The 18225-nt window shown below is 51.4% G+C and carries 16 protein-coding genes; 7 read left to right on the plus strand and 9 right to left on the minus strand.

Annotated elements, in window-relative coordinates; translation table 11 throughout:
* The first annotated feature begins 59 nt into the window (after positions 1–59).
* Genes tnpA through NHAL_RS13975 form a run of 4 tightly spaced genes read left to right on the plus strand, consistent with a single transcriptional unit; the run spans position 60 to position 2355 of the window.
* On the plus strand, positions 60–455 hold the full coding sequence (gene tnpA, locus NHAL_RS20615; protein WP_157862538.1) for an IS200/IS605 family transposase: 396 nt from the start codon (positions 60–62) through the stop codon (positions 453–455).
* Complete coding sequence (locus NHAL_RS20620) at positions 456–1577, plus strand: RNA-guided endonuclease InsQ/TnpB family protein (protein ID WP_013033679.1); 1122 nt, start codon at positions 456–458, stop codon at positions 1575–1577.
* A gap of 30 nt (positions 1578–1607) precedes the next feature.
* Positions 1608–1940: a hypothetical protein gene (locus NHAL_RS13970; protein ID WP_083761407.1), complete on the plus strand. Its 333-nt coding sequence runs from the start codon at positions 1608–1610 to the stop codon at positions 1938–1940.
* Positions 1915–2355, plus strand: a complete 441-nt coding sequence (locus NHAL_RS13975) for a hypothetical protein (protein WP_013033800.1) — start codon at positions 1915–1917, stop codon at positions 2353–2355. Before NHAL_RS13970 ends, NHAL_RS13975 begins: the two co-directional genes overlap by 26 nt.
* A 51-nt stretch (positions 2356–2406) precedes the next feature.
* Here NHAL_RS13975 and NHAL_RS13980 read toward each other — a convergent pair whose 3' ends face one another.
* Positions 2407–2610, minus strand: coding sequence for a hypothetical protein (locus tag NHAL_RS13980; RefSeq protein ID WP_013033801.1), 204 nt, complete (start codon positions 2608–2610; stop codon positions 2407–2409).
* Positions 2611–3019: 409 nt separating this feature from the next.
* Here NHAL_RS13980 and NHAL_RS13985 point away from each other — a divergent pair, with 409 nt between their 5' ends.
* Positions 3020–3325 carry a metal-sulfur cluster assembly factor gene (locus NHAL_RS13985; RefSeq protein WP_013033802.1) on the plus strand — a complete coding sequence of 102 codons (306 nt, stop codon included), beginning with the start codon at positions 3020–3022 and terminating at the stop codon, positions 3323–3325.
* Positions 3326–3367: 42 nt separating this feature from the next.
* Positions 3368–4516, plus strand: coding sequence for an NnrS family protein (locus NHAL_RS13990; RefSeq protein WP_013033803.1), 1149 nt, complete (start codon positions 3368–3370; stop codon positions 4514–4516).
* 633 nt (positions 4517–5149) lie between these two features.
* On the opposite strand, the gene NHAL_RS13995 is transcribed toward NHAL_RS13990, so the two are convergent.
* From NHAL_RS13995 to NHAL_RS14035, 8 genes are all read right to left on the minus strand, one after another.
* Positions 5150–5896, minus strand: coding sequence for a phosphate/phosphite/phosphonate ABC transporter substrate-binding protein (locus NHAL_RS13995; RefSeq protein WP_013033804.1), 747 nt, complete (start codon positions 5894–5896; stop codon positions 5150–5152).
* 23 nt (positions 5897–5919) lie between these two features.
* Complete coding sequence (locus NHAL_RS14000) at positions 5920–6396, minus strand: PAS domain-containing protein (protein ID WP_013033805.1); 477 nt, start codon at positions 6394–6396, stop codon at positions 5920–5922.
* A gap of 91 nt (positions 6397–6487) precedes the next feature.
* The gene (locus NHAL_RS14005) at positions 6488–6850 is read right to left on the minus strand and encodes a roadblock/LC7 domain-containing protein (RefSeq protein ID WP_013033806.1); all 363 of its coding nucleotides are present in this window, start codon (positions 6848–6850) and stop codon (positions 6488–6490) included.
* Between the two features lie 768 nt (positions 6851–7618).
* Positions 7619–9196 (minus strand): complex I subunit 4 family protein, encoded by a 1578-nt coding sequence (locus tag NHAL_RS14015; protein WP_013033808.1) that lies wholly within the window; start codon positions 9194–9196, stop codon positions 7619–7621.
* 18 nt (positions 9197–9214) lie between these two features.
* Complete coding sequence (locus tag NHAL_RS14020; RefSeq protein ID WP_013033809.1) at positions 9215–10756, minus strand: complex I subunit 4 family protein; 1542 nt, start codon at positions 10754–10756, stop codon at positions 9215–9217.
* Positions 10757–10766: 10 nt separating this feature from the next.
* Positions 10767–12302: an NADH-quinone oxidoreductase subunit 5 family protein gene (locus NHAL_RS14025; RefSeq protein ID WP_013033810.1), complete on the minus strand. Its 1536-nt coding sequence runs from the start codon at positions 12300–12302 to the stop codon at positions 10767–10769.
* Positions 12292–15639, minus strand: a complete 3348-nt coding sequence (locus NHAL_RS14030; protein ID WP_013033811.1) for a DUF2309 domain-containing protein — start codon at positions 15637–15639, stop codon at positions 12292–12294. Before NHAL_RS14030 ends, NHAL_RS14025 begins: the two co-directional genes overlap by 11 nt.
* A gap of 27 nt (positions 15640–15666) precedes the next feature.
* The gene (locus NHAL_RS14035; protein ID WP_013033812.1) at positions 15667–17121 is read right to left on the minus strand and encodes a complex I subunit 4 family protein; all 1455 of its coding nucleotides are present in this window, start codon (positions 17119–17121) and stop codon (positions 15667–15669) included.
* Positions 17122–17582: 461 nt separating this feature from the next.
* Between NHAL_RS14035 and NHAL_RS14040 the strand changes: the two genes are divergently transcribed.
* Positions 17583–18206 (plus strand): DUF938 domain-containing protein, encoded by a 624-nt coding sequence (locus NHAL_RS14040; protein ID WP_013033813.1) that lies wholly within the window; start codon positions 17583–17585, stop codon positions 18204–18206.
* Positions 18207–18225 lie beyond the last annotated feature (19 nt).

Genomic DNA, 18225 nt, shown 5'->3' on the forward strand with positions numbered 1-18225 from the left:
AGCGCGGCCCTCCGTTTGGTTGTTGCTAGTATATGTCTGCCGGGCGTATAATTAATGGCATGTCTCGTTACGCCAAGAATTCTGGGGCGGTTTTCGCTCTCAAATATCACTTGGTCTGGTGCCCCAAATACCGTCGCAGCGTGTTGGTTGATGGCGTCGCTAAACGTCTTGATCAGTTGATACGCGAAGTCGCAAACGAATTTGAAATGACAGTGCATGCGATGGAGATCATGCCGGACCACGTACACCTGTTCGTCGAATCCGACCCTCGCTGGTGCGTTGCCGAGATAGTCAATCGCTTTAAGGGTCGAAGCAGTCGTATCTTGCGTTCCGAATTTCCAGTTTTGCGTAGCCGTTTGCCGACCCTCTGGAGTCGCAGTTACTACGCTGGCACGGTGGGCCACGTATCCGAAGAGAGCGTTCGCCGCTACATTGAAAACCAAACGGGAAAGTAGTTGATTAAAGCATTCAAATACCGACTGTATCCGAACACCGCCCAGGTGCGTGAGCTTGAGATCATGCTTGAAACGCACCGACGCCTGTATAACGAGTGTCTTGCTCAACGAAAAGAGCGCTACGAAACAGCTCAAGAAAGCGTGAAGTACACGCAGCAATCGGCTTGGTTTAAATCCGCCCGCGGCGCGAACGACTGGTACGCTAGGCTCAATTTCTCCTCTGCCCAGGCAACGATGCGGCGCCTCGACAAGGCGTTTCAGGCATTTTTTCGGCGCATTAAGACAGGCGATAAACCCGGTTATCCGCGCTTCAAGGCGCGTGGTCGCTTCGATAGCTGGACATACCCGGCGCACGGCGACGGCGCGCGGTTGCTCGATGGCAAACTGCGCCTTCAGCACATTGGCGTGGTTAGGGTACGCCAACATCGCCCTGCGCAAGGCACGATCAAAACCGTACAGATCAAGATTGAAGCCGGAAAGTGGTTCGTCATCGCCAGTTGCGAAATCGGTGATGCGCCACCGCCTCGGACTGAAGATACGGCTGTCGGTATTGATGTTGGATTGGAGCATTTCCTGTCCACCGATCAAGGCGAGCAGGTCGATAATCCGCGCTACCAAAAAGAAGCATTGCGCCGGCTGCGCGTTGTTGGGCGCGCTGTTTCGCGTAAGAAAAAAGGCAGCCGAAACCGAGGTAAAGCGGTTTCCAAGCTGCGCTCGATACACGCCCGAGTGTCCAACAAAAGACGGGACCACCACCACAAGGTGGCCCGCGATTTCGTGAGTCGATACGCTTTCATCGCGGCGGAAAGCCTGACCGTAAAAAACATGGTCAGGAACCGCCGGTTGAGTCGGTCGATTTCGGATGCTGGCTGGAGCCAGTTTCTGAACATACTCCGTGCCAAGGCTGAAAGCGCCGGGTCGGTGTTTGTCGAAGTTCCTCCGCAAGGCACATCGCAAGCGTGCTCCGGCTGCGGAGCAGTCGTGCGAAAGGCGCTCTCCGTGCGCCAGCACAGATGCCCCGAATGCGGTTTGTCTCTGCAAAGAGATGTCAACGCGGCCAGAAATATCTTGGCGCGTGGCCAGGCTCGGATGGAGCCTGTGTGGCTTAACGTGGCGCATTAGCGCGAGCGTGCCGCAAGAAGCCGTCTGCTTTTGCTGACGGTTCATCACTTTTATCGAAATGAGATGGAGGCGGCATTGGAAGATAATCATGCCGCAATCATCCTGGTGGCCCAGGTAGGGGCACAGCGTGAAGAGGTTTTAGCCCGACGTAATGTGGCAACAGTATTGCTTCACCTAGGAGACTGGGAGGCAGCCAAGCAACAAGTTGAAGAAGGCCTGGCCTTGGCGAGGGATTTGGGGGCAAAGCGATTCATTGCCGGTTTTCTCCACAACCTGGGAAGCGTATTGGCCGCATCGGGTCAGCGGCTCGAAGGTGAGGCCTGTTTGCAAGAAGCCTATGGGCTTATTTGTGAATCGTTGTGAATCGGGGACGGCTTTTCTCGGTCCTTGGATACTCGGTTCCCTAGCGCTAGTTACGGAGGATACTAAGAAAAGACGCTGGGCTCTTGGGGAGGGGGAGAGGCTTTTGCAAGAAAACAGTGTCAGCCACAATTTTCTTCACTTTTATCAAAATGCTATTGAAGCTGCCTTGGTAGAAAAGGATTGGTATGGGGCAGAGCGTTATGCCGCATTGTTGGAGGAATACACCCGGCTAGAACCACTGCCTTGGAGTGATTTCTTTATAGGACGGGCCCGGGTACTCGCCGCCTTAGGAGCTGGTGTTTGGGAGAGTACAATGGGGAAAACATTGCAGCAGCTTTATGCAGAGGCTAGGCGAGCGAATCTTAAGGCGGCATTGCCTGCACTTGAGGAAGCGCTTGAGGTCATTAAACCTTGAATGGTTAGGTGACTATTTGGGGTAATTGCCGGTTTTCCTTTTTTGGTTTTTTTATTTTGGAAAATTGGGCTGATCTCGGTAATCTGAATTAGCTTCGCGTAAAACCGGCTCTAAGTCCAATTCTCGAATGGCCTCTACTGCACATTCCCACCGGCCTTCAGCGCAAAGTCCGCTTATTCCAGCATCCTCGTAAGCCTCTAGCGCAGCCTCTAAACAGGCCAGCCGGACGGCTTCTGCGATTTTAGTATCGTTCATAAAATATTCATTAGAGCACTTGATTTTGGTGTCTAGGGTTAGCCGAAAACAGGAAAATCGTAATTATCGGTTATATTTTGAAAGTTATCACTTAGGCAGTTCCGTCTCCATGACTCTAATTCCAATGTGATCCAATTTTTTTATCTGCATCCTGTTCACCTATGGTTAGTTAGGCGGTGCCAAAAAGAATTTAACCATGACTCTCATCTTGGATCATACTATCTTATGGTAAAGATTCCCGGCACGCTTTTTTGCCCCCACTCTTGGTTTGGGATATGAAGCGTTAGTCGGGCACTTTGCTCTGGCGCAAGTGGATGATACTCTTACCTTTATTTCAATTATTGATTATATTTAGAAGCTGTGCTAAAAAAGTATAAAAAATACATTTTTACTTGGGGGCAAATTTACTTTGGACCAAGACAAACTCACTGTTGCATTACATGAAGTAGTTGATCCCAAAGTTGGCGTTAGCATTATCGATTTAGGCCTCGTCTATCACATCCAGGTGGAAGGGGGGCGTGTTGATATCAGGATGACGATGACAACCCCGGCTTGCCCCTTACCCGAATCCATCCGCATGGGGATGGAGACAGCGATCCAGCGCCACTTGCCAGAGATAACAGAAGTCTATATAGAAGTGGTGTGGGATCCCCCCTGGCACCCGGGTAGGATGTCTGAGCGAGCTAAACGCCAGTTGGGTTGGTTCGGTCAGTAGGAAGCTTTCGAGGATCTTTTTTAGGCAATCAATGTTGGCGGGATGAACTACCGTTTATCTCAAACCCTATCGGCTGATCCGATTTTTTTTCCCGCTGCAGCCATTTTTGCTATGCTCACCATCCCCAGTTGGATGGCAATGGTGGAAGGTTGGATACCCCTCCCTGGACTCTACTGGCATGGACATGAGATGTTGTTTGGTTATGCCCTTGCCGTGGTTTCCGGGTATCTTATTACCCGGGCATCGCTAGTGATGCTAGGACTTCTCTTCGTCAGTTGGTTAGCTGCGCGCCTGGCTGCCCTTGGTCTTATGGGAGCGGGATTGTTTGCCGCTCTGCCAGGTTTGATTTTTGCCGGATTGGTGGTTAATTGTATTGCACCTCCTTTTCTGCGGGCAGCAAAGAAAGCTGAAAACAGAGTTTTTGGGCCTTTGTTTATTGGGATTGGCGCTTGCGAGCTTGTTTACCAGTTGGGGCATATCGAAGTGCTCCCTGGTGCGGAACCCTTTGCTTTGCTGATAGCCGTGGATCTGTTCGCGTTGCTGTTATTGCTCATGGGAGGACGTGTGATTGCGCCTGCGGTAGCGGGTTACTTCTATCGGAGTGGGGGAGTTCTTGCTGCGCGGGTCCAGCCTCGCCTGGAGCGAATGGCAATTGGGTTGATGATCGGGATGCTGTTGTTGGATTTGATTCCCAATGCAGGATCCATGGGGGGCGTGTTTGCTTTAGGCGCTGCCGCTGTGACTGGGGTCCGTCTTTGGCGCTGGCGGTTATGGGGCGTGCTGGAGCAGCCGCATTTATGGGCTCTGGGGCTAGGCTATCTTTGGTTGGTTCCGGCTCTTGCCCTCAAGGGGTGGGCGCAGGTTGTGGGAAGGCCCGATCTGAATTGGTTTCTGCATGGCATTACGGTGGGAGCCTTAGGAACTTTGACTCTAGTCATGATGGCTCGCATTCGTCTGCAACGGAGTCGCCAAGGATTGGGGGAGTTTAAGGATATGGGTGCTGCGGCGTTGCTGGTGAGCCTTGCTGCGGTACTGCGCCTGGGTGCACCGCTGGCGGGCGGGGAGTATACTTCCTTGTTTTTATGGGGTTCGGCTGCTGCTTGGTCAATTGCTTTTGGATTGTTGTTGCGCTGTTTGATTTTATTTCCTCGCAATGTATCTGAGGTTGTTGAAAGGGGTCGGGAATCTTAAGCGGATAGAGTGCCTTTCCTGATGAGGTGATTCCGCAAGACTAGGGGCCCTTAACTGTTTGATTAAATCTATGATTTTTTCTGAAAATATCAGTTTTTGCCGCGCCCTTGACACGCCTAAATCCTCGCGTTTATCATGGCTTCGTGCTCTTGAGCACCGTCCCGACAGGCTGCGGCGAGACGTTAAATGCGCGCAAGAGCCATATAAGACCACGGTTTTAAAGCCTGGCAATGGCAGAGACGGCGCGAACGAACCTATGAGATTTTCATAGATTCTGAGTAGCGGCATTTCCTTAGTCGGCTTTGTGGTGTGGTCTAGTGACAATAAAGGGACCATGAAACAGTATTATATTAACGTCAGTTCGACATATTTCATGGCTCTACGCAGGGTATAAAGTACCTGTGAAAATATGAGATATTTGGGGAGCGAACCGGTGGTGTTCCGTAAACCTGTTCTTCCTTGCCCATCGGCATTTAGTTTATGCCGAACTGACGTTATTTTTATATAATTAGGTTGGTAAGGGGGAGTTTCACTTCCAATGGGTTATTAGGGTAATCAAGGAAAAATGGTAAGGGGTTGGGGCCCCTGGAAGCTAGGAAATAAGTGCTGTACCATTGCAAACACAGAGAATGCCTAAACCATCAAGGTGTCCATGAGGTCAATCATAAATTCGGTGTTCTCTTGATCGACGGGTTCCCAGCCGCTGAAACCGAGGCTTTTCAAAACGCCTTGGCCTTTTTCATCTTCCATCATGTCCATTAACGCCTGTAATAGGATTTCTTGTTTCGCCGCTAGGGCAGGTCCGAGCATTAGTGAGTGATGAATGACATGAATCTGGCTGTTGACTAAAACCCGAAGCTGGTTTTTGACGACAGAAGACAAATTATCAAAAGCTTCTGCAAGGAAAATGCCCACATCACTTTCACCTCGTAATAAATCCTTTGCAACCATGATGTAATTATCTCGTATATTCAACTGAATATTGGCGGAATTCAGATCGGCCGGCTCAAGCATAATTAGTCCCATCATGTGGACATCCGGATCATTGGTAATCGCTACTTTTACCCCGGCTTCCAAATCTTCTACGGATTTTGTAGGATTGTTCGCATTAACGGCGATAGTGGCTTCGTCGGACTCACCCTTGGGTTTAACTAAAGCCGTGAACCCTTTTTCTCTTACCAGCATAGAGGCATCGTAGGGATTAGCGTAAATCAAATCTACCTTTCCCGCCTCGATGGCATCACGCTGAGTTTTAAAATCATTATACATTTCTAGGTGAACGGCTTCGCCGAGGGCTTTCTGTAGCCAAGTATTAAAAATATACCAGCCAGACAAATGATCCGGAGTAAAATCTGGACTGACTGTAAAGTTATATGGCATTGATTTGTCTCCGCGATTTTAGATTAAAACATGCTTGGGTATTGGGTGATGCATTCTTCAATTTTGTTACGGGAAGGTTTGCGGCGCACCGAGGTGTAGCCGATGACTTCACCATTGCGGACATTGGGGAGTACGGTTGCTTTTACCCAGTAATAACCTCCATCTTTGCGAAGATTTTTGATAAATCCCTGCCATTTATTTCCTTTTTTCAAAGTCTCCCAGAGATCTTTATATATTACCGGTGGGATGTCGGGGTGTTTTAAAATGGAATGAGGAACACCGATTAATTCTTCTTTGGTATAGCCGGACATATCAACGAAAGATTTGTTGCAATGAGTAATGAGCCCTTCTGGATCCGTTCTTGAGACAATAAGGCGGCCGTCTGGATAAGGCGCTTCTATATCCGTATAGAGAATACGGCGCGGCCCGATGCCATAGAGTTCCAGAGTCGTTTCCTTATAATCTCCCACAATATCCTCGGGCACCATATCCTTAATCATTTAGTTTCTCCCCCCGGATGAATTGAAAATACCACCAGAACCGGCAATAAATCTTCGGAAATGTGATCTTTTATGTTGCGATTACTTATTTTTATAACATCGAAGCGATGCTCTCGGCCGCTCTTTTGACATCAAGAAAGATTAATCCGAGTTTGGCATTGGGCTTTGCCATTACCGTAAGCACAGCTTCATTGCCTGCATAGGTCATTAATACATAGCCATGATCCCCTTTAATCAAAACCTGTTCTAAGGTTCCACGCTCCAGCTCTTTAGCGCTTCTGTCGCCTAGTGACAGCATGGCGGCACTCATTGCACCCACTCTGTCTTCATCAAGGGTGGCGGGCAAGACGGCGGCCATCATTAGGCCGTCTGTTGAGATTACCCCCGATGCCTCAATGTCGGCTGAAGTACCATTGAGGTCATGCAGGACAGCAGTCAGCATATCTGCGCGCATTTCATAATTCCTATTGCTAGTCAATTAGAAGAAAAAAGATCTTTGAAAGCCTGCTAACACAGCTTTAGCCAGCTATGTTTCTTTTTTGCCTAACTTTACTTTTTAAGTATGTGCCAAAATAGGTATTGAATACCTAGATTAGGTTCACAAAATACTCAGCCTCTTCGTGCGCTGTTTGTCGGCCCAGAGGAGCGGTTGAACTGCGCGAGCGATTCTTCTCAAAATTTTTGCAGGGATATTTGACTATTGGGAAGTGATTTTTGCTTCGAAATTGGATCGCGAAGATCTTGAAGGTGAAGAAGGATTACAGGATTAGGGTTGGGAGGTAAGGAGAGAGATCTCTTTGGGCTGGAGACCCAGGATTGAGTGTGGGTCAGCTTGGAATATTGCAGGAAGGGGGGCTTTATTTTACTCCCGCTTCAGTAAACTGAAGCGGGAGTAAGTCCGTATCAGATCTCCCCTAGCAAGGGAAGGGTTCTAGTCAGTTGGAGTTTCATCGTGACTGATTTCAATTTTGTCCGTTCAAAATTTCCATCAGTCCGACAAATTCGCGTTTCTTAGCAGTCCTCGGCGAAGAGTTAACCTTGGCCTCGGGGTTTTTACCGCTCCACGCGCTTTCACTTCGGGTCCTCCCGACCCTAGGCTCCGTGAGCAAGGAAATCATAGCGCCAATTTGACGCTGAAACAACATTTAACCGGCCCTCGCGTGTGGGGCGCCGTTTCACTTCGCGACCTCGCTAGGGGGTCGTTCACCATCCATGGAGGACTTCAATGATGGTTTGGCTGTGGTGCAGTCTCATAAGGGGCCTGCTGTGCCAAAACCTCCTCGGCGGCGTCACTTGCCACCGGGGTAGTTTCCAGACGTGCGACCCAGCTTTGCAAGGATTTATTGGTGGTGTCGAGCACCCCTTGTGGAAAGAGGCCCAGGAGCAACGCCAAGGAGACCATGGCACCAGCTATCCAGCGTTCCCGCGGACGCAAATCTACGGTTTCTTTTACTGTGGGCTGGGTCAGGGGACCAAGGAATGCCTTCTGATAAAAAGCTAAAAAGTAAGCTGCCCCTAAAATAACACCTACTAACGCGGCTAGGCCCATGCCGGTATGAGATTGAAATGCGCCGATCACAATCAGGTGTTCGGCAGCAAAGCCGTTGGTCCCAGGTACGCCAATGCTGGCTAGGCCGAGGATGAAAAACAATGATGCCAAAATAGGCATGGGACGCGCTGCGCCGCCAAGGGCGGTCAACTCGGTCGAGCCCAGCCTATGCTGGATAAAGCCGGCAATAAGGAAAATCCCGCCGGCGATAATGCCGAAATTGAAGAGTTGAAACACCGCACCCTGGATCCCTTGGATATTGAAAGCGGCAACGCCAATCAACACAAATCCCACGTGGCTGATACTGGAGAAGGCCAGCATACGGCGCAGATTAGTTTGTCTCAATGCTACCAATGCCCCATAGATAGCTCCAGCCGCACCCAGTAGCACCATCAGGACAAAATACTGGCTGGCAGCCTGGGGAGCCAAAGGTATGGCAAAGCGAATGATGCCAAATAGGCCTAGTTTTAACCCCAGCAGTAAGGCGGTAACACCCGCCGGGCCTTCCATGGCTGCTGTAGGTAGCCAGACATGGAAGGGAAACAAGGGGGCCTTGACGGCAAATCCAAAAAATAACAATAGGAAAATTAACGACTGGGTTTCTAGGGGGATCGGGGTTTCCAACAGACGCATATAGTTGAAGGAAAGCCCTGCCGGTGTAGCCACTCCTGTTTCATTGGCATGGTTGAGTCCCAGTAGGATAAAGCCAAATAGTAAGGCGACTCCGCTAGCTAGCATAAAGAGAGTGTATTTCGTTGCAGCGTAGCGGCGCTGGGCGCCAATTCCCCACAAGCTGATGAGAAAGAACAGTGGAGGCAAGGTAAGTTCCCAAAAGAGGAAAAACAACCCCAAGTCCAGAGCACAATAAACACCGATAGTGATGCCCTCTAGCGCCAGCAGGAGCGCAAAATATAGCCGGGGCAGAGTCTGGACGCTACGCCAAGAAGCTAATACCACAGCGACGGTAAGCAATGCGGTCAGCGGTACAAACAGCACGGATAGGCCATCGACGCCTAGGAGGTATTCTATATTCAGCGTTGGTATCCAGCGATGCTGTTCCACGAACTGCATTCCATCCTGGTAAGGGTCGAAGAGCATCAGCAGAAGGACAGAGAGCAACAACTCGATGACCGCCACGCCTAGCGTCACGGATAAAATCCGGCGTTCATCGCGAATGCGAAATAGGGCCATCCCCGCTATTAGGGGGAGGAAGATCAAAAGACTGAGAAGGGGAAAATCAGACGTTTCCACGGTAGACAATCCTAAAAGTTAATGCAAGGCTAGGGAAGTTTCAAAACGCTGCGATAGCGTATCCAGGGAGGTGTAGACCATTTGGATCCAGGGCTCTGTGTTGAAGCCAATGCCCACAAGAACGCCGCAAATAGCGCCCGCCAATAAGACTTCAGGGACATCTAGCTTGATTTTCTTAGGATGAAGAGACCTCTCCCGGCGTTGGGCAAGGAAGGCACGCTGAAAAGCCCAAAGCAGAAAGGCGGCGGATGCGACACTGCCTAAACCGACAGCAACGGCGATACTCCAGTGATAGGTTTTAACCGCCCCTTCCAGTATTAGATGGGCAGCATCAAACCCCGGCGTGCCAGGCATGGCCATGGTACTAAGGGCTGCGATCAAGAAAGTAAAACCCAACAGGGGAGTGGCGTCGAATAGACCCCCCAAGCGGGGCAAGAAGGTGGTTCGGGTACTGCGGTAGAATATCCCCATCACAAAAAACAGCCCACTGGCGGCAACGCCAAAAGTAATCGACAGTATCAGGCTGCCCTCCATGGCGACTCTATTGAGGCAGAATATGCCAATGACGAGCATACCGGTGTGGCATACCGCAGCGAAGGCTAAGAGGCGGCGCAGATTAATTTGCAGCAACGCCATCAATGCGCCGTAGAGGATGCTGATGGCAGCTAACGCCACGACAAAACCCTTCCATTCTTCAGTGGCAGCGGGCATGAGGGGGAGTACGAAACGCAGCAAGGCATAGACGCCTACTTTGAGTCCCACCAGGAAAATGCACAGGGTGCTCAAGGGACCGTGTTGGGCGACAACAGGGAGCCAAGCGTGAAAGGGGAATAAGGCCAAACGGGGGGCAATACCGAATAAAAACAGCACAAAAATGGGGACTTGCGCCGCCTTGGCAATGGGTGAGGCGAGCAAATCGGTGAGGGCGAACGACCAACTTCCCGTCATTTCGGCATAACGCCAACCGAGGATCAAAATAGCAGCCAACACCAGTGCTAATCCTCCACCCATGTCCTGGAGATAGCGGGAAAGGGCCCAATTTTTTTCTCGACCTCGGCTGGTCCCCCAGCGGTGTAAAATAAAAGCTGCTGGGATCAGCTCCAGTGCTAAGAGCAGCCAGAACTCCAGCAGGTTGATACTCATAAAGATCCCCATCATCACGGCTTGAAAGCCAAAGACGCTGGCGACGTAAATGCCTATAGGCCGCTCATCGACGATTTCGGTGGAAACGGTTTTGCAATAAAGGATGAGCAGCAGAGTCAGCAAGGCAGTAAGGGCAACGAACAAAATACTGATACCATCCACGCCCAGGTGATAGGACAGGAAGGGCGGCAGCAATGGAACGCGCTCGACGAATTGGAGGCTGGCGGTATCAGATATAAAATGCGTGAGCAGATAAATTGCCAGCCCAAATTCCAAGGTGGCGGCAATGGTGCCCCAGAGGACGGCTCGATTGGATTTGATGATCCAGGCGACCGCCATAGCGACGAGTGGCAGCACGATCATCGTGCTCAGGATCGGAAAGCTTACTTGCTCGGACCAACTTATTTCGGCAATCATTTCAAAACCTCTATTGTATTGCTGCCAGTAGCGCCGCAATGATCAGAGCGACCAGGAATCTTGGTTCGTTCAACAGCGCTTCAAACCGGTTGAGAAAAATACTCAGCCGGCGGCGGCTGGTACGTACTTTCTCTTGACCCCCCGCCCGCAGAATCAAGCGGTCTTCGAACCAGTGCAGGAGGTTGGCTAGAGCGTAGACCACACGCCCTCCTAGACCACTCACTCGAATGACCTCCGGATCCGCTTGATTGGCTTCCCGTATAGTGGGTGCGGTACGCGTTTTGGTGACGGGTAAGCCGGCAACCGAGTCGAGAATATGGCTATCGAAGTAATGGAGATCGCTACCGAGCCGTTGGATCGGTCTGACGGTCATCGAGTCACCTAGATTTTCCAGCCAAAGGCGTTGCAATGAAGCCAGGTAAAGCCAGCGTTGCTTGGTGATGAATTTGGGCACGGAACGTATGGGTTGGCTACTGCCCTGGTGCATAATAGAAGGGACAGTCAGGAACTGATACCCTCGGAATACGGCATGGGCGCACAGATGCCACAGGGCCAGATCCCAGAAACCTAGGCCAGCTTCAAGGAACATCAAGCCCACTTGGGCAGTGGTAGAAAAAATCAGCGCGCTTTTTGCATCTGTTTGGGTTAGACCACAAATGAAACCGTAAACCGCAGTCACAAGCCCCACGGCAGCCAGCAGTCCCATGACTAGCGGGGCATGTTCGAACACCGGCTCCAGCCTGAGGATAAGATAGATACCTGCATGAATCATTACTGCCCCATAAAAGATGGCGCTGGAGGGGGTTGGCCCTTCTACCGCCCGCGCTAGCCATGGTGCTAGGGGCACTTGAGCCGATTTGGCAATGGCGGCTAGCAGGAAACAGGTGGCCAGTACCCGGGCTTGCCAATGGGGCAGTTCGGTAACATTGCTGGCGATCTCCGTCCATTCGATGCTGCCGATCCAGAAAAAAGCAAAAAAGATACCTAACACGAAACCGGCATCGCCAATGCGGTTGGTGACGAAGGCCCGAGTCGCATTGTTGGCTGCTATAGGCCGATCATAGGCGTAAGCGATCAGCAAATAGGAGGTGACCCCTGCCAGCTCCCAACCCACAAAGGTGAGCACGCTGCTGCCGGCGGTTGCCAGCAATAGCATGGCGCCCACAAATAGAGAAAGTACCAGAAAAAAACGGTGGTAGCCCACCTCCCGGTGCATGTAATTGACGGAAAAACGGACCACCATCAGCGAAAGGACAATGGTAGTGGCGGCCATCGCCAGGCTGAGGTTGTCGAAAATGAAGCTGATGTTAATGCGATAGCTGCCGCTTTCAAACCAGGTGCCCAGAACGACATGTTCTGCAAGGGTGCCTTGCAGTTTCATGACGATGGCTATCCCCACCGCTATCAAGGAAATGACTGCTGCATACAAGGTGATGCGTCCAGTAAGGCGTTCACTGGCTTCGCCGGCAATACGGCCTGAGAGAATCCCTATCCCAAGAAAAAGGGCGGCCAAGAAAGGAGGCAGAACGATAAGTTCAGACAGCATGGTAGGTCTCCATTGTCTGTTTGGGCTCAATCAAGGCGGGTGTTAGAGGATCGGAATGGCCGTCGTACCATTCGGTGGAACGTTCCACCACGGGCAAGGGGCCTCGTGTACTGGTCCAAGGCACGAATCCTTGCTTAGGATCAAAAATTGTCATTTCGCCGGTTTCCGGATGCATAGAGACTAGCACCAGCCAACCGCCGCCTACCAGTTCCTGTATCATTGTTTGGCGCTTATAGATTTCTGTTAGCATTTCCGGTGTTGATTCCACTACGGTGAGCAGGCGCATGGCTTCATGGATTTCAATCATCTGACGCGGCAGTCCCGTACGCAGATCGCTGCTCGCCCCCTCCATGACGGCAAAGTGACCGGTCACGTTATGGGGTACTTTGGAACCGCAGCCGAAACGCTCGTTGTCCACGGTTGAGAAGTAATACTCCAGATTGATGCCGACGCCTACCACACCTTGAGTCATGAGCGTATTTTCAAGGATCTTGCCATCCGGGTCCTGGGTCGGATCATAGGAAACCAAAAAGACGCGGCGGTCAAAGAATGCCCCCCGGGTTACGTAACGACGTCCTATATGGGCCCAGCAGACGGTGGCATGGCCCAACTCCGGCCGGACCTGGCTGAAGTCGGTGGAGCGTTCCACGATATGCTTCATCGCTTTTTGCAAACTGGGCCTACGGGGCGCCGAGGCAAGGCGCCGGCAGCGCTCGTGGGCCGAAAACAGCAAAGCATGGTCGATTTCAGCTTTCAGTTTCTCGTAGGCCGGTTTAAAGTCCGCGGGAAGAAGGCCCAGATCGTACCAAAAGAATTCCTCGGAGCAGGTGTTATGTTCCGTGCCTATAAACCAGGTGTCATCGGGAATTTTAATTCCTTGCTCGGCCAGCAGGGCGCGTATTTCAGGGCGATTAGCCATGGCTGCAAAGACGCGCGCGTTGGGGCCACCATGGCGTCCGCTACAAGCACCGCAGTCATAGGCGGCCATATGGGGATTGTTTTGGCTGATGGATCCATGCCCAGCTAGCAACACCAAAGGCGCGAAGCCATAGGTTAAGCCACTAGCGCGCAGCACGGCTGCCACCTGAGCGGCTTGTTCAGCATCGGTGAAACCTAAACGCGGATGCTCGGCGGTACCCGCAGGGCTATCGCTGGGCGCAGTGAATTTCAGTTCGGCACCGACTGGGGGAAGGAGCGCAGCAGTAGCTTTGCGGGTCAAAGTCGCTTGTTGATAGGGAAAGAATACCTTCCCTGCCAGAACGGCTAGGAAACCAGGGGAGAGGAGATCAATCAGAAGTTTTGAACTCAACAGATTACGACGGGTTTCCTGATAGAGCAGGCGGTTTAGGGCATTTCTGAGGTTCTGGAGTCGCTTTCGAAGGCCGTACTTTTTCTCTGCACCCGGTTGGGGTTCCTCGCGAACTTCGTGGGGGGGCGTCACCCAATCAATGGAAATGGGCCTTTCAGCATGCGGATTTTCATTAAGTTCACGGGCGGATTTGAAGACTACCGGGCAAAGGGGCGTAAGTTTAGTATCATCTAATCCCCGCCAGTTGATTTTGACGCCAAAAAAGCCTGCTGCCGCTAGGGTTTCAATGTTGGGATTGATTTCTTCCAAGTGCCGCCGAATGCTTTCCTCCCGGTCATCGATGCAGAAGATCATCTGCGCTTCTGGGCGGGTATCTCGGCGGGCCCAACGGCCGCGGCCAAAATTCTGGGCCAAGGCGGTGAGAATGTTTTCCTGGAAATGGTGTTCGTAAGCACAGAGCCAGATATACCCCCGTTCGGAAGAGGTCAGTTCATCCAAAGCAGCAAATAAACGTTCAGCGCCATCGAGGGACAGTTGGTCCACCTGGCTCCCGCTCAGGCCTAGGTGCTGGGCTAGGCGGAACAAGCGCCAAGCGCTGCGGTAGACGGTGTGGCGTTCCGGCCTTTCAGCCAGGGGGCTATGCTTCCAAGCCTGGATCATGCTGGCCACTATGCGCCAGTTTTGGTGATATTCCGGGGGCGCCATTATGAGTTCTTGTACCCGGGTAGCTAGGTACTCCGGTAGATGATTTGAAAATAGTGCCTGCCGCCCCGAGAACTCTGCCAGGTTGTGCTCAAAATAGACTTTGAGTTCGTCCAGGTTGCCAGCCACTCCCCAGTTTTTTTGGCAAGTATGCTCAATCCAAATGACGTCCAAGAATAGGCGGACGGCTAGATAATCCATGAGCGAGGTGGGCGCTTGCTGGTTGGCCTTATACTCAGGCCGTTGGTGCCGCCAGTTAATAAGACCGGACCAGCCCGGAAGCTCCAGTGCAATTCTTTTCAGGTAACCGTCCCAGCGGGACTCTGGGATTCGTAGCCGCTCCAAGCAAGCGATGACCGCATCCACCGAATGCTCCGGCAATTCTGCATGGAACTGGCGCCACCAATCCGGCAATTCGGCAAGGTCTAGCGCGAAATCGGTAGAGGCACATTTCCGCCACGCCGCATAGAGTCCCTGGTCCCGATCCGGCAAACTCCAGGCGGCGAGTCCTTCATCAAGGTGGGAAGCGCAGAAACGGATCAGAATAGGACGGACCTGATTCAATAGATCCTCACCGGTCAGGGTTAGCAATAGGCCGCGTAGTGATAATCCCTTACCCACATCGTCAAGCCGCTGTTTGAGTTCTTCCCGCGCTTCGGCGAGCATGCGGCTTTGGGTAACCGGATTAGTACCATCCGCTTGGTAGGCGGGGAATTCTTCGAGTTCTTCCGGGTGGAGGTGGGGATTCTTGAGGTGAAAAGTCGCCAAGCAAGCATTCCACAGATCCTGGAGGACTTCGCTTTCTGTGCAGCGGCCCTGCATGGTTTCCCGAGCCCCCTCAAGTAGAGCACTGCGTGCGGCTTCCGGGATGTCGTCCTGAAAGCGTTCCAGGGCATTGAATTCTTCCACCTGCCAACGGAAATGGTTGGGGGGAATGGCGTTGATATTGTAAATGAGCCCGATGCGCCAGAGATCCCGTTTGGTGATGGTGCGATGATCGCTAATATGCAACACCACTTCCCGGTCGCGGCCATCGGTATTGTTCTCTAGGGAGGCGTTGAGGTCCGTGTCGTCAATGCGGCCCTGGGCATAATAGTTACGAAAGTCCTCTTCAGGTAGGTAACCACGGATGCCGGTTAATTTTTCCGAAGCTTCCAGGGCTTCAGTGAAGGGCAAGTGTTGGTAGCCGTGCAACGTATTGTGATGCACGAAATCGCGTATAGGCGGTTGGCCTGGCAGCACGTGCTCCAAGTGATCCACGGCTGCCATGAGTTTTTCTCGAATATCCAAGGGCGAATCCGCCCGCTCGGCGTGGTGTGCGCTCACGAGATCCTCCTAGTTATATAAGGTCTGCTAAAAACTGGCGCTGAGATTGGCCACAGAAGCTGCAACCAACTCCAGAGCAGGGGCTGGCGCCAGGCCCAGGGCAACAATGCCGAAAGTCAACACCCCAGCGGATGCGAGCTCTGCGCCATGCAGGTCTTTTACATTATGCATTTCGGCTCGGACGGGTCCGGTGAACAAACGCCCGATGGTACGGATGGCGTAAGCGGCGCTCACTAAGACACCCAGACTGACTAGCAGCATCCACCAACCCCAGCGTTCAAATCCGCCGATGAGGGCATGAAGTTCCGCCGGAAATCCGGCTAGCCCCGGCAAGCCCAGAGAAGCCAGCAAGGCTAAGGTGGTAAACAGTGCAAACTTGGGCGTTACCTGTACCAGTGAACTATAATCAGCGATCTCCCGGCTATGGGTTCGCTCATAGAGCAGCCCAATCAGCAAGAACAGCGCTCCAGCCACTAGACCATGGGCCATCATTTGTAGGGTGGCCCCCAAGAGCCCGGTTTCGTTGAGAGTAGCGATACCCAGCAGCACGATGCCCATATGGCTGATGGAGGAGTAAGCGATCATGGCTTTAAGATCACTCTGGCGCCAGGCGAGCAGTCCCCCATAGATGATGCTAAATAGCGCCAGTCCCGCTAACAGGGGTTGCAGAACAAGCGTTGCTTCGGGAAGCATGCCGGTGGCACGAATGATCCCATAAGCCCCCATTTTTAGCAGTATTCCGGACAACAGAATACTGACGGGGCTCGGGGCCTCCACATGGGCCAGGGGAAGCCAGCCATGGAGGGGGAAAATGGGGATTTTAACTCCGAAACCGATGAGCAGCCCTAGAAAGACCAGGATTTGTTTATCCAACGGCAGTTGGGCGGCAACTTGACTCATGGATGCCATCGTCGTGGAGTGCTCATGGGATGAAGTGTAAATAATGAGTAGGCTGACCAGCATGAATACCGAGCCGCCCATGGTGTAGAGCACGAAATTCAAACTGGCGGTATGCCGGCGTTTCCCTCCCCATTGGTCGATGAGAAAAAACAAGGGGATTAACGTCAATTCCCAAAACAGGAAAAATAATGCCCAGTCCTGGGCCATGAAAACACCCAGCATGCCAAATTCCAGCATCAGCATGGAGACATTGTAGCCTTTGACCCGGTCTGCCATATGATAGGAAGCCAAAATGGCGATAAACGAGAGCAGCGTTGATAATAGAACTAAGGGCAAGGAGAAACCATCCACGCCTAAGCCATAAAAGCTGCCTAGCTCTGGATTCCAGTGTCTCAATTCAATGTATTGAAGTTGAGGATTACTGGCGTCAAAGCCGGGTAATAGGAAAAAGCTGAGTATAAGTGCAAGCGTTGATGTTATTACCGCAGTACGGCGGATTAAAATAACTTTATGGTGAGGGGTAAATGCGATAAGTAGTGCGCCGATAACCGGCGTAATCATAATCAGGCTAAGGAATCCCATTATCTCAATTCTTATTTGTGGCTAGGGTTGGTAGATCGATATAGATCTAGTTTCATGAACTGAAATATAGATCCGGCTTTTACTTTTATAAGATAAGACTAATGCACATAGGATATGACCCGAGTTTTGTTTAAAAAACAACATTACGGAAGTATCTTTAATAATTTTGGGCAACTTCTATGCCATTTGCCGTGGAAGGGGAATAAGCTGCTGAACAGCCAAAAGAATTAGAGCGCCAAAACCAAAATGGCAATGTTTTGATCTTAGAGTACTGGTTGATTTGAACCATCGAAGTGGGGGATTTCAACTGCATTAGAAAGGTTGGCGTTGATTTGCCCCTTTATTTTATGAGGGGCAGATATCTCCTGTTAGAATTTCTCTTATATTTCTGAAGTCTTGGCCAAAGTGTTTTCTCAGTTGTACTTATATTGATCTTTTGGGGAGAGTTAGGTCCAAAATTGATGAAAAACTTCTCACAGGCATGTGAAAACAATAAGAGACCGATTTTGAAGATATTAAAGGCCGTGCTCAAGGATCGCGGTGAGGTATTGGAAATCGGGAGCGGTTCGGGTCAGCACGCGTTATACTTTGGGGAGCACCTCCCTCACTTGGAGTGGCAACCTACCGAATTACCAGCGGCTATAAGCGTATTACGGCATAATTTACGCACAAATTCGCCAAAGAATGTTTTGAGACCCATAGAACTGGATGTCTGCGAACACCCCTGGCCAATTAGGTCGAGCTCTAACCTATTCAGCGCAAATACTTTGCATATAATGCCTTGGTCCAGTGTCCGGCAATTCTTCCAGGGTGCTGGGGCAGTACTGAAACATGATGGATTGCTGTGCTTCTATGGGCCCTTTCGCTATGGGGGAAATTATACCAGCGATAGTAATGCCGATTTTGATGTGTGGCTGAAGGCACGAGATCCTGAGAGTGGTCTCCGCGATTTTGAAGACGTAAATTTTCTCGCCCAGGAACAGGGATTAGCGCTGCTGAATGATTATTCAATGCCTGCTAATAACCAGTTTCTGATTTGGAGAAAGCGGGCAGGTTCACAGATTGTAAGGGAAATTAAAGCCTAATTTACCGATGACTAGCTAA

Origin of the sequence: Nitrosococcus halophilus Nc 4 (assembly GCF_000024725.1) — a bacterium.
GTDB classification, from domain to species: Bacteria; Pseudomonadota; Gammaproteobacteria; order Nitrosococcales; family Nitrosococcaceae; genus Nitrosococcus; species Nitrosococcus halophilus.